Source organism: Thalassotalea mangrovi, assembly GCF_005116735.1.
Classification (GTDB): Bacteria; Pseudomonadota; Gammaproteobacteria; order Enterobacterales; family Alteromonadaceae; genus Thalassotalea_A; species Thalassotalea_A mangrovi.
In genome coordinates, this window is sequence record NZ_SWDB01000032.1 from 1 (window position 1) to 16042 (window position 16042).

Annotated in this window: 12 protein-coding genes; 8 read left to right on the top strand and 4 right to left on the bottom strand. The window is 46.7% G+C overall.

What is annotated here, in order from left to right:
- Together E8M12_RS13135 and E8M12_RS13140 are read left to right on the top strand one after the other, a co-directional pair.
- Positions 1-114: EF-Tu C-terminal domain-related protein (locus E8M12_RS13135; protein WP_136736706.1), on the top strand; the 114-nt coding region annotated here is incomplete at its 5' end.
- 338 nt (positions 115-452) lie between these two features.
- Positions 453-926: a hypothetical protein gene (locus tag E8M12_RS13140; RefSeq protein ID WP_136736708.1), complete on the top strand. Its 474-nt coding sequence runs from the start codon at positions 453-455 to the stop codon at positions 924-926.
- Here E8M12_RS13140 and E8M12_RS13145 read toward each other — a convergent pair.
- Entirely contained in the window at positions 921-1466 is a 546-nt protein-coding gene (locus E8M12_RS13145; RefSeq protein ID WP_169303141.1) for a phosphoglycerate mutase family protein, read from the bottom strand. The genes E8M12_RS13140 and E8M12_RS13145 overlap by 6 nt on opposite strands.
- A complete protein-coding gene (locus tag E8M12_RS13150) occupies positions 1459-2571 on the bottom strand; it encodes a fatty acid desaturase (RefSeq protein ID WP_136736711.1) in 1113 nt (370 codons plus the stop codon). The genes E8M12_RS13145 and E8M12_RS13150 overlap by 8 nt, the downstream gene beginning before the upstream one ends.
- A 126-nt stretch (positions 2572-2697) precedes the next feature.
- On the opposite strand from E8M12_RS13150, the gene fabR reads away from it, so the two are divergent.
- Positions 2698-3321, top strand: a complete 624-nt coding sequence (fabR, locus tag E8M12_RS13155) for an HTH-type transcriptional repressor FabR (protein WP_136736713.1) — start codon at positions 2698-2700, stop codon at positions 3319-3321.
- Between the two features lie 76 nt (positions 3322-3397).
- On the opposite strand, the gene trmA is transcribed toward fabR, so the two are convergent.
- The gene (gene trmA, locus E8M12_RS13160; RefSeq protein WP_136736715.1) at positions 3398-4495 is read right to left on the bottom strand and encodes a tRNA (uridine(54)-C5)-methyltransferase TrmA; all 1098 of its coding nucleotides are present in this window, start codon (positions 4493-4495) and stop codon (positions 3398-3400) included.
- Between the two features lie 737 nt (positions 4496-5232).
- Between trmA and E8M12_RS13165 the strand changes: the two genes are divergently transcribed.
- From E8M12_RS13165 to E8M12_RS13175, 3 genes are all read left to right on the top strand, one after another.
- On the top strand, positions 5233-7263 hold the full coding sequence (locus E8M12_RS13165; protein ID WP_136736717.1) for an oxidoreductase: 2031 nt from the start codon (positions 5233-5235) through the stop codon (positions 7261-7263).
- A gap of 199 nt (positions 7264-7462) precedes the next feature.
- Positions 7463-8566, top strand: a complete 1104-nt coding sequence (locus tag E8M12_RS13170) for an efflux RND transporter periplasmic adaptor subunit (protein ID WP_136736719.1) — start codon at positions 7463-7465, stop codon at positions 8564-8566.
- Positions 8567-8575: 9 nt separating this feature from the next.
- Complete coding sequence (locus E8M12_RS13175; RefSeq protein ID WP_136736721.1) at positions 8576-11740, top strand: efflux RND transporter permease subunit; 3165 nt, start codon at positions 8576-8578, stop codon at positions 11738-11740.
- 32 nt (positions 11741-11772) lie between these two features.
- Here the strand turns inward: E8M12_RS13175 and uvrA are convergent, their stop codons facing one another.
- Complete coding sequence (gene uvrA, locus E8M12_RS13180; protein WP_136736809.1) at positions 11773-14601, bottom strand: excinuclease ABC subunit UvrA; 2829 nt, start codon at positions 14599-14601, stop codon at positions 11773-11775.
- Positions 14602-15062: 461 nt separating this feature from the next.
- On the opposite strand from uvrA, the gene rpsJ reads away from it, so the two are divergent.
- Both rpsJ and rplC read left to right on the top strand, forming a co-directional pair.
- Entirely contained in the window at positions 15063-15374 is a 312-nt protein-coding gene (gene rpsJ, locus E8M12_RS13185) for a 30S ribosomal protein S10 (RefSeq protein ID WP_044833274.1), read from the top strand.
- Between the two features lie 16 nt (positions 15375-15390).
- The gene (gene rplC / locus E8M12_RS13190) at positions 15391-16029 is read left to right on the top strand and encodes a 50S ribosomal protein L3 (RefSeq protein ID WP_136736723.1); all 639 of its coding nucleotides are present in this window, start codon (positions 15391-15393) and stop codon (positions 16027-16029) included.
- The last annotated feature ends 13 nt before the right edge of the window (positions 16030-16042 follow it).

Here is a 16042-nt window from a genome sequence, read left to right on the forward strand (position 1 = left end):
AAGTTTGTTGTTGAGCTAATCAACCCAATCGCGATGGACGAAGGTTTACGCTTCGCTATTCGTGAAGGTGGCCGTACCGTAGGTGCTGGTGTTGTATCAAAAATTATTGAATAATTTTTGATAACTGCCGAAAAAAGGTCGCATAACGCGGCCTTTTTTTATGCACGATTGAAAATCAATCGGAGCTTTAAGCCGTAAGCTATAAGCCGTAAGCTATAAGCCGTAAGTTGCTTTGGGTAACTGAAGTTAGCTACAAGCCGCAAGCTATAAGCCGTAAGTAGTTTTAGGTTTAACTTAGCGTCACATGCCTTTTCTTACAGCTTACAGCTCTCTGCTTACAGCTTTAAAGCGTTACAGCCTTATAGCTTCTTACAGCTTTCTACTTAAAGCTTACAGCTTTCGTCTTACAGCTTTACACTGCTTTCCCTTGTCTGAACTTTGAGGCTTTGCTAGTGTCTAGATTAGATAACGCGATATATCGTGAAAATAAGGAGTGGATGATGAATCGAAGTAAAGTCGCTGTTCTGTCTGGGGCGGCGCTGTTTTTAGCATTGACGGCCTATGCAACGGAAAAATTACAATCGGGTGCATCTCAGAAAGAGCGAAATGTGCAAGTGCAATATGCAGATAAAACACCTCCTGTAGAAGAGATTAAAAATCCGGAGAAGCCAATGAACGCCTGGTATGAAGGGACATTAAATTATTATGAGTTTGAAGGTGGCTTTTTTGGCTTTACCAGTAAAGATGGCGAAAACCTGTTACCCATGGGGTTGGACAAAAAATATCATCAACGCGGTGCCAAACTAAAACTTTATGGTTACATAGATAGAGATGTCGCAACCATCCAGATGTGGGGTAAGCCGTTCCGGGTGTTAAAAGTTGAAGTTATTGAAAAAGGAAACTCTACCCACCCGTCTCAGCTATAAAGAGCAGGTAAATTCTTGTCGGGTCAGAGTTATATTTCTCTGGCCCTTTTTAAAATCCACTCGATAAATCCGATCATATTCCGTTTCGGAAAATTCGCCAAGCTCCTGATTTGCCAGCATCCCTGCCAGAACGGCCGTGGTATTGCTGTGTCCAACTACCAGGGCGGTACGTTGTTCACTGATTAATCGTGTTGCTAAATCTTTTAACTGCCTGGGATCATAAACAACAAGTTGCAACTGCTGGTGGCTGGCAATCGGATTGGCGGTTTGTCGGGTACGCAGATAATCGCTGCTGTACACAGCTTGCAATTCAACTGCAGAGAAATCAGCGGCATATTGATTTGCGCGTTGTATTCCACATGTCGTTAATGCGGGATCTTGTTGCGTCGATTGCTTTTCTGCATGACGAATTAAATAGATGCTAAATCCCGTAGAACCGCTAGATTCCTGACTGTTGGCTTTAACTGATATTAATCCTGCGATAAGAAAAATGCCGATGAGCAACAGGCTTTTCGGCATTGCAACAGACTGATTACGCATACTGAGCAGTGAAGGCATTCCAATGTCTGCGCTGCTCGGCAAACGCGGATTTAAGTTCCTCGTATTGCTTAAGCAGGGCCTGTTTTTCAGCTTCCAGTAAATTGCTTTTATCGGCAATCAATTGTTTTTTAGCGTGGTAAAACTGCGACATTTTTTCCACCAGAATATCGTATTCATGATGTAGTTTTGCCAACAATTCATCGGCATTTACCTTGTTCTCCAGCTTTACTTTCGACACAGTGAGTTGCATCTTAGCTTTTGCCATCGCAATTTTATCTTCCGGCGTTTTGCGCAGATTTGTGGTGAGGTTAAGGTAACTGCACCCTTTAATCAGCCATTTCGTCGGATCGTACTGGTACCAGCGGATACCATTGCGATAGTCGTTCTCGAAAATATGATGAAAATTATGATAGCCCTCACCGAAGGTGAAAAACGCCAGAATGCCATTATCCCGGGCGGTGTTTTTATCGGTATAGGTCTGTTTACCCCAGATATGAGCCAGGGAATTAATGAAAAATGTGGTGTGATGACTCAGTACCAGTCGTAATACCCCGGCTAATAACAAGCTGGAAATGATGTCGCCGTGTAACCAGCCCAGTGCCAATGGGATTCCGAAGTTTGTGGCGATCGCCAGGGGTACATAATATTTGTGTTGCCATACGACAATTTTTTCTTTTTGCAGATCGCGGGCATTATCATAATTTGAGTAGGCGTCACCCTGATGTTCACGAATCATCCAGCCAATGTGGGAAAACCAGAAACCACGCTTGGCACTGTAGGGATCGACGTCATTGTTGTCGACATGTTTGTGGTGTACGCGGTGATCGGAACACCAGTGTAAGATGCTATTTTGCAGGGCAAAGGCACCACCGATGGCGTAGATAAAGCGCAGCGAAGCATGTGCTTTATAGGTGCGGTGCGACCAAAGACGATGGTAACCGGCGGTAATTGACATACCACAGTAACAAAAACAGGCGATGGCGGTCAGAATTTCAAAGGTGTCAAAACCATGAGTAATGGCACGATACGGAACGACAACCAGTGCGATTAAAAATGTGGTAGCGAATATAACGATATTCAGCCAGATTAAAGGGGGTTTTGTCATGGGTATTTCTAAATCGAAAATTGAGTGTACAAGTGTTCGCTATTTTAGCCTTTACCACAAGCGAGTCAAGCACAGTTGTAAAAACTTGTGTTACTATTTGTACACCAAATTTAGGGAGTCCTTTTAATGTCCGGGATTAGAGCGCAACAAAAAGAAAAAACACGGCGATTACTGATTGATGCCGCCTTGAGTCAGTTAAGTGCAGAACGCAGCTTTTCCAATTTAAGCCTTCGTGAGGTCACCAAAGAGGCCGGTCTGGCAGCGACATCTTTCTATCGACATTTTCGTGATATGGATGAACTGGGGCTGACATTAGTTGATGAAGCGGGTTTGACGTTAAGGCAACTGATGCGCCAGGCCCGACAACGGATTGAAAAGGGCGGTTCGGTAATTCAAATTTCGGTGAAGACGTTTATGGAGTTTATCGAAGCGAATCCAAACGTATTTCGGCTATTGCTGAGGGAACGTTCGGGAACGTCAAAAGCGTTTCGGGCTGCCGTTAATCGGGAAATTCGCTATTTTACCATGGAGCTGTGTGACTACCTGCAACAGGCAAACAATCTCGATGCAGATACCAGTTTTATACAGGCAAATGCCGCAGTAACGGTTGTATTTAGTGCTGGTGCGGAAGCATTGGATGCGGATAAAAGCGAAATTGAAGAGTTAACCGAACGAACCATTAAACAACTGCGTTTTATAGCCCGCGGAGCGATGGACCTGCACCTGCGAAAAACCGGTCAAATCAGCTGACTAGGTAGCAGCTGATTTGAACCTTATACCAATCTCTCACTGACAGGGAAAACACTTAGTGGAATTGATATTAAATCTATTTACGACGCTTGAGCACCATGCCACATTCAATATGATCGGTGTAGGGGAACTGATCAAATAGCGCAAAGGACTCAATCTCATGGGTTTTATGCAATGTTGCCAGATTATCCTTCAACGTGTGTGGATTGCAGGAAATATATAGGATTTGATCGAAGCGGCTAACCAGCTCGACGGAATCAGGGTCCAGGCCGGCTCGAGGTGGATCAACCAATACTGTCTGGTAGCCGTACTGACTCAGGTCTAGTCCTTCCAGGCGTCGGAAATTGCGCTCATTATTCATCGCCTGACTGAATTCCTCGCTCGACATACGGATAATTGTCAGGTTGTTAATCGCATTATCGGCGATATTGATTTGTGCGGATGCTACAGAACTCTTGGAAATCTCGGTTGCCAGCACTTTGTCAAAATTCTCGGCTAAGGCGATACTGAAATTGCCATTGCCGCAATACAACTCAACCAGATCGCCACCGATATTCTTTGTGGCAGCGCGTGCCCAACTTAGCATCTTCTCGTTCACCCCGCCGTTTGGCTGGGTAAAGCTGTTTTCAACCTGATGGTAACGAAACTGCTGACCATCGACATTGAGTACTTCGGTCACATAGTCTTTGCCGATAACTTCTTTTTGCTTACGAGCCCGGCCAATGATGGAAATCTCAGCAAGACGGTTTAATCGCTCGTTGAGCTGCCTGGCTTCGGCCTGCCACTGTTCATCGAGTGGTTTGTGGTACAACAGGCTAATCAATAACTCGCCACTTAAAGTCGACAGAAAGTCGACCTGGAATAGTTTACGCCGAAGTATGTCCTTATCGCGGATATCATCGAGTAACGCCGACATTGCCTGATTAATGATATTACTGGCAGCGGCAAATTGATCGACACGAAACTTCTGCTTGGTCTGTTGATCAAACATGATGTAGTACAGGTCATCACCTTCGTGCCAGACCCTGAACTCTGCGCGCAGACGATAATGGAGTGGTTCGGAGCGAAAGACCTGGGGAGCCGGCACGGAAAATTCGGAGAATAGTTCCTGCATTGCTGCTTGTTTTGTTGCCAATTGGCTGTCGTAGTTGTCTGGATGAATGTGGCTTAACATAACCATACCTGCTGCAAATTTGGGGGCGAATTTTAGCCAAATTCGGGGGAAATTGAAACTCTGGGTTACTATAATACCAATCACATTAAATTATTGCTCACTCAGTGAGAATTTAAAGGCATTTAGGCAAGGCTTTGATTGCAGAGAATGGTCACTCCATTGTCAAAATCAGTAACGCAGGATAAATGCCTTTAAAACTCACCCGTAGGGAGTTTATCAGAGGCCCATTTCCGGCCCTATATTTCATTAGAGCGTGTTTATCTTTCGGGGCAATTTTGCAGCGAATTGTTTGGAGTTTGGGCAAGGATTTTTCAATTTAGCGTACTCATTGTACGGTAAATCGAAAAAACGCGGGCCAGATTCAAAACAAACGCTGTTCGTAGAATTCAATGGTGCGGTTTCTTACAATAGGTGTGCTGATAGGCCCAACACTTTCACTATTAATAGGCACTTAATTGAACAAAGTTCGGCCAGCAAAGGTCAATACGCTCTGATATAGAAAGACTATATCAATAAAATCTATGTTGTAACTGAACCTCTGCCCTAACTCTGAGTTGTGCACAAACTTAATGTGATTGGTATAAGTGTAGTGTGATTGCTGAATTATCGAAGACATTGATTCACAGCCGGGCCTTCGCTTTTTGCGACTAGGTCAGTTATTTTCAAACAAGTGTTTTAATATTGAAGTTATTCTGGTTTAATGAGTTCAATACAACAGGTCTGATGTTAGGTATACAATGACAAACACAACTCCTTATCCTCACTTACTTTCTCCGCTCGATTTGGGCTTCACCACCCTGCAAAATCGTGTACTGATGGGGTCTATGCACACCGGCCTGGAAGAAGAGCCGCAGGGATTTAAAAAGTTGGCGGCCTTTTATGAAGCGCGGGCGAAGGGCGATGTGGGTCTGATTGTTACGGGTGGCATTAGCCCTAATTTTCGTGGCCGGGTGGCGCCGATGGGATCAGAGCTGAGTAAGTTTTGGCATGTAAACAAGCATAAGGCGATTACTGACGCGGTTCACAAGTATCCCACTAAAATTTGTCTGCAATTATTACATACGGGGCGCTATGCCTACCATCCGTTTTCCGTGTCGGCTAGCGCCATCAAAGCGCCGATTAATCCATTTAAACCAAAGGCGTTATCGGAACGAAAAATTCATTCGACCATAAAGGATTTCGCAAAATCGTCAAAATTGGCGCAGGAGGCCGGTTATGATGGCGTCGAAATCATGGGCTCTGAAGGTTATTTGATCAATCAGTTTAGCTGTAAACGCACCAATCACCGCACCGATAAATGGGGTGGCAGTATTGAAAACCGGATGCGACTCGGTGTTGAGATCGTTAAAGCGGTCAGAGAAAAAGTCGGCAAAAACTTCATTATTATTTTCCGTCTGTCATTGTTGGATTTAGTCGAAGGTGGCAATACCTGGGATGAGATTGTGACGATGGCTAAAGCCATAGAAGCGGCAGGGGCAACCATAATCAATACAGGGATTGGCTGGCATGAAGCACGGGTACCTACCATAGCCACCAGTGTGCCAAGAGCAGCGTTTACCTGGGTTACCAAGCGCCTGATGGGGGAAGTCAACGTACCTCTGGTGGCGACCAATCGAATAAATATGCCGGATGTGGCCGAGCGGGTATTGGCAGAGGGGCACTCTGACATGGTTTCCATGGCGAGGCCATTCCTTGCCGATCCAGATTTTGTCAATAAAGCCGCAGCTGGTCAGGCTGATGATATTAATACCTGTATTGGTTGTAACCAGGCCTGCCTGGATCATGTATTTGAACAAAAGCGGGCAACCTGCCTGGTCAACCCCCAGGCCTGTTATGAAACCGAACTTACCTTCGCGAAAACGCCAGAGCCGAAAAATATTGCCGTTATTGGCGCCGGACCCGCCGGTCTGGCGTTTAGCTGTTACGCCGCCCAGCGTGGTCACAAAGTAACCCTGTTCGACGGTGCCAGTGAAATTGGTGGGCAGTTTAATTATGCCAAGCAAGTTCCAGGCAAAGAGGAATTCTTTGAGACGTTGAGGTACTTTAAACGGCAACTTGAAGAACACAATGTAGACGTTCATTTAGATAGCTATCAGGACGTCGAGTCATTACGTACCCGAGGGTACGATGAGCTGGTGTTTGCGACCGGCATTAACCCACGCACACCAAATATTCCGGGTATCAATCATCCTAAAGTGTTGAGTTACCTTGATGTGTTGAAACATCATCAACCGGTTGGCAAAAAAGTAGCGATTATCGGAGCTGGTGGCATTGGTTTTGATGTTGCCACCTATCTGGTCGAGCAGGAGTCACTGACCACAAATCAGCAACGATGGTTAAAGGCCTGGGGCATTGATACCGAATATCAGAACCCGGGTGCGTTATTACCGATAGACCATGATTTAAAACACGATCGTGAGATTTACCTGATGCAACGAAAAGAGACGAAAGTGGGTGCAAACCTGGGTAAGACGACCGGTTGGATCCATCGAAATACCCTGAAAAACCATCATGTCAATATGGTACCCGGGGTGCATTACGAGCAGATAAATGACCAGGGACTGGTGTATTCGTTGCAGGGCGAGAAAAAGGTTCTGGAAGTCGATAACGTGATAGTCTGTGCCGGCCAGGAATCTAACGATAGCCTGTATCAACAATTAAAAGATTTGGGTGAAAACTGCCACCTTATTGGTGGTGCCGATGTGGCTGCCGAACTGGATGCTAAACGGGCAATCCGCCAGGGTGCCGAACTGGCTGCAACAATTTAATTTTTCTCATTTTTACCGGTAACTTTATTTTAATTTTCGGATATTGGTCTAGTATAAACTGGTATTAGTAGATGAAAGAATATAAAGAAGTTTACCGGTAATCTGGCTTTTCTAACCGCAGGGAGCACCAGACCAGACCAGGAACTTGCAGTCTTATATTTCGATTACTTGATTCGGTTAAGATTTCTGGAGTCTGTATATGCGGTTTTCCTGTGTTGCTCTTGTCCTCACCATCTCTGTGCTTGCCGCTGGCTGTGAAAAAAAACAGCAGGAGGTAAAACAGGCTCCTCCTCCTGAAGTAGGGGTCATGGAAATCAAGCTTGAAAAGCTCAATATGTCCCACCGTTATGCTGCGAAAACGGCATCACTGTCCTCCGTTGAAATCTATCCAGAAGTTTCCGGCCGTATCGTCGAACGTTTTGTGGTCGAAGGGCAGGAAGTTAAGCGTGGTGATAAATTATTTAAAATTGATGATGAACCGTTTAAAGCCGAAGTTGCCCGACAAAAAGGCGCGGTAGCAAGGGCATTGGCTGCGGTCGAGCTGGCAAAGACTCGGTACGATATGTCTCTGGCTCTGGCCGAAGAAGAGGTGTTAAGCAAACTCGATACCAAACGCGTGAAGGTCGAATATGATCAGGCGAAAGCGGCTTTGGCAACGGCTAATGCGGCATTGCAGGCAGCAGAAGTACAACTGTTGAAAACCGATGTGGTTTCCCCCATCGACGGCATGGCCGGCATTACCAAAGTCAAACGCGGCGACATGGTGGACCCTGATTTGGGCTGGATGATTGAAATTATCGCCAATGATGCAATCGAAGTTTACAGCCAGGTTGGTGCCCAACGTCATTTTGACATTGTTTCAAAATTAAAAGGCACCAAAGCCGAAAAAATTTCAGTGATTGAACTGGAGCTTCCTAATGGTGATATTTATGAGCATGAGGGCAAGCTCGATTACATTGGTCATGAAGTTTCTGAAAGCAGTAATACCGTAACTTATCGGGTGGTATTCCCGAACCCGGATGGGGTTCTGTTAGGTGGACAGAATGTGACCTTGATTGCGACCGACCGCAAATCCACGAAAAGTATCACCATCCCACAAAAAGCAGTGCAGGAAGATCAGGTAGGCCGTTATGTAATGGCCGTGGATGATGACAATGTCGCCAGTAAAAAACATCTTAAGCTTGGCGATAGGGTAGGCACCGATTGGATCGTAGAGGAAGGCTTAGAAGAAGGAGACCGGATTATTGTTTCCGGTATTTTGCGGGCGAAGGAAGGTCAGCCAGTTACTCCTGTTGCGGAATAGGAGCCAGCAATGATCGAATTCTTTATCAATCGCCCTAAATTCGCGATTGTCGTCTCAATAATCATGACCCTGGCCGGTGTATTAACCTTTATGAATATGCCGGTATCCCTTTACCCCAGTGTGGCACCCCCGCAGGTGCAAATCACCGCCTTTTATCCCGGTGCTGATCACAACACTATTCGTGATACCGTAGCATCTGTACTCGAACAGGAAGTCAATGGTGTAGAACGCATGCTCTACATCGATTCGAAATCTTCAAATGACGGTTCTTACTTGTCTCGTATCTCCTTTGAAATTGGCACCGATCCGGACCTTGCCCAAACCCTGGTACAAAACCGGGTCAATAAAGCGATGAGTAAGCTGCCGGTAGAGGTAAAGCAGCTTGGTGTCACTGTCGCAAAAGTGTCACCGTCAATGCTGTTGACCATCAACTTATTTTCTCCAGATGGCAGTTACGATGGCTTGTTCCTGTCGAATTACATGTCACTGAATCTGCGTGACTCCCTGGCCCGGGTAAATGGTATCGGTGAATTAAAAATTATTGGCGAGAAAAACTATTCGGTACGTGTGTGGATAGACAATGAAGTGATGGCGGGAATGGGAATCAATGAACTGGATGTAACTGCCGCCATTGCCAGTCAGAACACCACCATCTCGGCGGGTAAAATTGGTGAAAATCCGGCACCGCAGGGGCAGGTGTTTCAATATACGATTAAGACACGAGGACGGTTAAAGTCCATCGCTGATTTTGAAAATATTGTGGTAAGGGCGGAACCAGACGGCAGCCTGGTGCGCATTAAAGACTTTGCCAGGGTAGAGTTAGGCGCAGAAAAGTACAATTCCATGTCAAAGCTCGGTGATCTGGAAAGTCCATTAATGATCGCTTATCTGGCACCTGGCGCAAATTCCCTGCAGGTAGCCAAAGACCTGCATGCGGAAATGGAAATTATCAGCCAGGGGTTTCCTGATGACATTGAATACGAAATCGCCTACGACTCAACCCTGTTCATCAAAACTTCCATGGCGGAAGTGTATGACACCCTGTTCGAAGCACTGGCATTGGTGGTGATTATTACCTTTTTATTCCTGCAAAACATTCGCGCCACCCTCATTCCGGCTATCGCCATTCCTGTGTCTTTGGTCGCAACCTTTGTGGTCATGCAAATGTTCGGCATGGATATCAATACGATTACTATGTTTGGCCTGATCCTGGCGATTGGGGTCGTGGTTGATGCTGCTATTGTGGTGATCGAAAACGTCGAACGGATTATGCACGAGGAGCATTTACCACCGAAGGAAGCGACATCCAAAGCCATGAAAGAAGTAACAGCGCCGCTGATTGCCTCGGCTCTGGTATTAATGGCGGTGTTTGTGCCCGTGTCATTAGCGCCTGGCATGGTTGGTATCTTATATAAGCAGTTTGGTGTCACGATTGTTGCATCGACCATAATCTCGACAGTCGTCGCCTTATCTCTGACACCGGCGTTGTGTGCCATTATGTTAAAACCCTCGGCATTGCCGACCAAAGGTCCCCTTGGCTGGTTCAATGCCTTTATCAATAAAATGATGGGAGGTTATGGTGCAACGGTTGGGATGCTATCCCGACATATCTTGATTACTCTGATCCTGTTTGGCGCATTAATGGCTTACATTGCCTACCTGGGTACGAATCTGCCGGGTGGCTTCATCCCGGAAGAGGACAAAGGTAACTTTATTGTCGATATATCCTTACCCGAGGCATCCACGTTAGACCGCACCATTACCGAAGTGGACAGCCTGACCAATCAAATGAAACAAATCCCCGGGGTGAAAAGCATCGTGACCGCCAATGGTTTTAGTATGATCAAAGGGGCACTCGCCACCAATGCGGCGATGTTAATTGTGACGCTCGATGATTGGGAAGAACGGCAAACGGATGAATTATCGCAGGCAAGCATCATGGCGCAGACCACGCAAATCATGCAGGGCAACCGGGAAATCAAAAGCCTGGTAATGTCGACACCGGCCATTCCTGGCCTCGGAGCAACTTCCGGAGTGACCATGATCCTCGAAGATCGCCTGGGACGTTCGACCGAGTCTTTAGGGCCCGTTTACATGCAGCTGGCTGGGGAGTTGATGCAACGACCGGAAATCGCCGTGGCGTTTTCTACGTATACCGCCAATGTCCCGCAGTTAGAGTTGAACATTGATTATGAGCAGGCAATGCTACTGGGTCTCGAACCTGCTGCTATCAATACCGCGATTGGTAGCCTGTTTGGTAAGCGATATGTTAATGACTACACTCGATTCGGCAAAAATTACCAGGTTAATATTATGTCGGATGCCAAATATCGAAACGATGAGTCCGATTTGGAAAGCCTGTATGTGCGCTCGAAAACCGGTGAAATGGTTAAGTTCTCCAGTTTTGCCAAGTTTGAAACGGCGATTGGCTCGGACGTGTCAGCACGTTTTAACCTCTACAATTCCACCCAAATCATCGTTGTGCCGGCGCCGGGCTTCAGTTCCGGTGAGGCTATTGCTGCCATAAATGAAGTTGCTGAAGGCTTACCCGATGGCTACGCGCACGAATGGACGGGGCAAACCTATCAGGAGGTGAAAACCTCTGGCGGCATGATGCAATTGTTTTTACTGGCAGTATTGGTTACCTACCTGTTTTTGGTAGCCCAATACGAAAGCTGGTTAACCCCGTTTGCGATTATGCTTTGTGTCCCGATTGGTCTGCTCGGTTCTATGCTGTTTGTCACCCTGATGAGTGGCACTCTCAACCTCTATGTACAAATAGGCCTGGTGTTGATGATCGGTATGGCGTGTCGCAATGCAATATTAATCGTTGAGTTTGCGAAAGTCCTGCGCGAGGAAAAAGGGTTGTCGGTAATTGGTGCCGCTGTTGAGGCGGCAAAATTAAGGATGCGGGCAGTACTGATGACCGCAATGGCCTTTATTCTTGGGGTTACCCCGTTAATACTGGCGTCCGGAGCCGGTGCTGCCAGTCGTAATACCATGGGACATGCGGTCTGGGGCGGTATGGTATCAGCGACGTTCCTGGGGTGTATTTTTGTGCCAGTGTTCTTCGTGATGTTTCAGTTTATCCGGGAAAAACTGGGATCAAAAACGGAAACGGCTGACGTTGCTGACAAGGCCAGGGTTGCAGAACAACAACGTCAGTCAGGATAATGTTTCCCCTGCGTGGCTCACTGGCATCTCAATTAGGATGCCAGCATCGGGGCCAGGAAACGTCCTGTATGTGAAGCCTTATGTTTGGCAACCGTTTCCGGAGTGCCCGTGACCAGGATTTCGCCACCACCTGAGCCCCCTTCCGGCCCCAAATCGACGATCCAGTCAGCGGTTTTAATGACATCGAGGTTATGTTCGATAATAACCACGGTATTGCCATGGTCTCGAAGACGATGCAGTACCAGCAACAGTTGGCGAATATCATGGAAATGCAAGCCGGTCGTCGGTTCATCAAGAATGTACAGGGTTTTACCGGTATCACGCTTGGATAATTCTTTCGATAATTTTACTCGCTGTGCTTCACCACCGGACAAAGTCGTTGCTGACTGACCGAGTTTGATATAGGACAGCCCCACATCAATCAGGGTTTGCAGTTTACGTTTTACCGCCGGAATCGGCGCAAAAAATTCAAACGCATCTTCGATGGTCATATCAAGAACTTCGTGGATGGTTTTGCCTTTATAGCGAATTTCCAGGGTTTCCCGGTTATACCGCTTACCTTTACAGACATCGCAGGGTACATATACATCGGGTAAAAAGTGCATTTCAACTTTAATGACGCCATCACCCTGACAGGCCTCACAGCGTCCGCCTTTGACATTAAAACTGAATCGTCCGGGCTTATAACCGCGCGAGCGCGATTCCTGAGTGGCCGCAAAAATATCGCGAATAGCGGTGAAAATTCCGGTGTAGGTAGCCGGATTTGAGCGAGGGGTGCGACCGATTGGACTTTGATCAATGTCGATCACTTTATCCAGGTGCTCAAGGCCGGTAATGCTCTTATATGGGGAAGGCTCATCCAGCGTCGCGCGATTAAGCTCGATGTGCGCTATTTTATAGAGCGTATCATTGACCAGGGTTGATTTTCCGGAGCCAGAGACTCCGGTAATGCAGGTCATCAAACCGATCGGGATTTCCAGGTCAACGGCTTTCAGGTTATTACCTGTTGCACCGCTCAGATGAATCATCTCATCCTTATTAACCTTGTGACGTTTATTCGGTACGTCTATCTTTTCTTTGCCACTCAGGTATTTTCCGGTCAGTGAGTCTTTACTATTTACGATTGCTTGATAATCCCCCTGGGCGATAACCTGACCACCATGAACCCCTGCTCCCGGACCAATATCAATAATGTGATCGGCTTCGCGAATGGCATCTTCATCATGCTCTACCACAATAACCGTATTTCCGAGATCACGAAGATGAATCAGGGTTTTTAGTAATCGTTCATTATCACGCTGGTGCAGGCCAATGGATGGCTCATCAAGAACATACATCACGCCAACGAGGCCGGCGCCGATTTGCGAGGCAAGCCTTATTCGTTGTGCTTCACCACCAGATAAAGTTTCGGCACTACGGGACATAGTCAGGTAATTCAGGCCAACATTAACCAGAAACCCTAATCGGTCATTGATTTCTTTCAGTATTTTTTCGGCAATCTGACCTTTCTGGCCCTCCATGGTCAACTCGCTGAAAAACTGTTGTGCATCGGCTATGGAATATTCGGTGACTTGATGTAACGGTGTATCAGCGACGAAGACATTGCGGGCTTCCAGCCTTAATCGTGAACCTTCGCAGGAGGGGCAGGCTTGTGAATTTAGATATTTGCTTAGCTCTTCGCGTACCGCATTAGATTCAGTTTCACGATAACGCCGGTCCATATTCACCAGAATGCCTTCGAACGGGTGCTTACGTACCACGATATCGCCACGGTCGTTCATATAACGAAATTCAATTTCCTGACGGCCGGAACCGTTAAGAATAATGTGTTGCACATCCTGTTCGAGTTCTTTGAATGGTTTGTCGAGCGCAAAGCCATAATGGTCTGCCAGGGATTTGAGCATCTGAAAGTAATAAAAATTACGTTTATCCCAACCGCGAATCGCACCTCCGGCAAGACTCAGATCGGCATTGGCGACAACCCGGTGTGGATCAAAAAACTGCTTAATTCCCAAACCATCACAGCTTTGGCAGGCACCGGCAGGGTTGTTAAATGAAAATAAGCGTGGCTCTGGTTTGGCCATGCTATAACCACATTGAGGGCAGGCAAAATTGGCTGAGAAAAGTAACGGTTCGCGCTCGGGATCGTCCATAAAGCTTACCGTGGCAATGCCATCAGAAAGTGCCAGGGCCGTTTCGAACGACTCGGACAAACGCAGCTGGATATCATCCCGTACCTTGAGCCGGTCGACCACCACTTCGATGGTATGCTTTTTGTGGAGATCCAGGGCCGGCGGATCACTCAGGTCACAGACTTCGCCATCAATGCGGGCGCGGATGTATCCTTGTCCTGCGAGGTTTTCCAATAACTTGATATGTTCACCCTTACGATCCTGAACGACAGGTGCCAGCAACATGACTTTAGTGCCTTCCTCAAGGGCTAATACCTTGTCCACCATCTGACTGACGGTTTGGGCGGTAAGCGGTTGCTGGTGATCCGGGCATCTTGGTTCACCGACCCGGGCATAAAGCAAACGAAGGTAATCATATATCTCGGTGATGGTGCCAACGGTAGATCGTGGGTTGTGGGACGTGGACTTTTGTTCAATGGAAATCGCCGGCGACAAACCTTCGATGTGATCAACATCTGGTTTTTCCATTAGTGACAGGAACTGGCGAGCATAAGCGGAGAGGGATTCCACATAACGCCGTTGACCTTCAGCATACAACGTATCAAACGCCAGGGACGACTTACCGGAACCGGATAGCCCGGTTATGACAATCAGTTTGTCGCGAGGGATCGTTAAATCTATGTTCTTTAAGTTATGAGTACGGGCGCCCCGGACTTCAATCTCCTGCATAACCACTTCCACTTTATTATCCCACGTTATCGCGCGGGGAGAATTTAACAATCCTTCATTATGACACATTAACTGCGCAATTATCATCTTTGCCAACCCTGGTCGTGAAGTTTTTCTTATACATTAGAGAGTTGGATTGCCAGGCGTGGTATCCATCACAGCGACCAATAAACCAGAAGATCTGGTGCCAGGAGCCTTGTATGATGTTTTTTTAATCATCATGCTTGCGTTTAGGGGTTGCTTCTGTATAATACGCGCACTTGTCTGCAGGTTCAGGCAAGTTTTGTTTGTTAGCTCGGTTGGTTCATCCACCGACTTGTTCTTTGGATAAGCTAAGCGATTGCTAGCCACAGCAACCCCGATTTGGGGTTGAATGATAATATAAGCGGTACACTCCCCTTCTCAATAAGAAGGTGATGAGTTGTACTTTGTTCGTTCTTTTTAATTGGGGATTTGATTCCATGTCAAATCAAAGAATTCGCATTCGTTTGAAAGCGTTCGATCATCGTCTGATTGATCAATCTACCGCAGAAATCGTTGATACTGCTAAGCGCACTGGTGCACAGGTTCGTGGTCCAATTCCACTTCCTACTCGCAAAGAGCGTTTTACTGTTCTGATTTCTCCACACGTAAACAAAGACGCTCGTGACCAGTACGAAATCCGTACTCACAAGCGTATGATTGATATCGTTGAGCCTACCGAGAAAACTGTTGATGCTCTTATGCGTCTAGACTTGGCTGCTGGTGTCGACGTACAAATCAGCTTGGGTTAATAGAGGAGTTTTGACTATGACTATTGGTTTAGTCGGACGTAAAGTGGGCATGACTCGTATCTTCACTGAAGATGGCGTTTCTGTTCCAGTTACAGTCGTAGAAGTTGAAGCGAACCGCGTTGCTCAAGTGAAAACTCTTGAAAACGATGGTTATCGCGCATTACAGGTAACAACTGGTAGCAAGAAAGCTAACCGTGTTACTAAGCCGTTAGCAGGTCACTTTGCTAAAGCAGGTATCGAAGCAGGCCGTGGTCTGTGGGAATTCCGTTTAGCAGACGGTGAAGGTGAAGGCGTTGAAACTGGCAGTGAATTAACTGTTGAAGTTTTAAATGAAACCAAACTGGTAGATGTTACTGGTACCTCTAAAGGTAAAGGTTTCCAAGGTGGTATCAAGCGCTGGAACTTCTCTATGCAAGATGCTACTCACGGTAACTCTATCTCTCACCGTTCAAACGGTTCTATCGGTCAGTGTCAAACACCAGGCCGTGTATTTAAAGGCAAAAAAATGTCTGGTCACATGGGTGCTGAGAAAGTTACTACTCAAAACCTAGAATTAGTTCGCGTTGACGCTGAGCGCAATCTGCTTCTTATCAAAGGTGCAGTTCCTGGTGCTACTAACAGCAACGTGATTGTTAAACCAGCTGTTAAAGCCTAACGTCTGAGGAGAT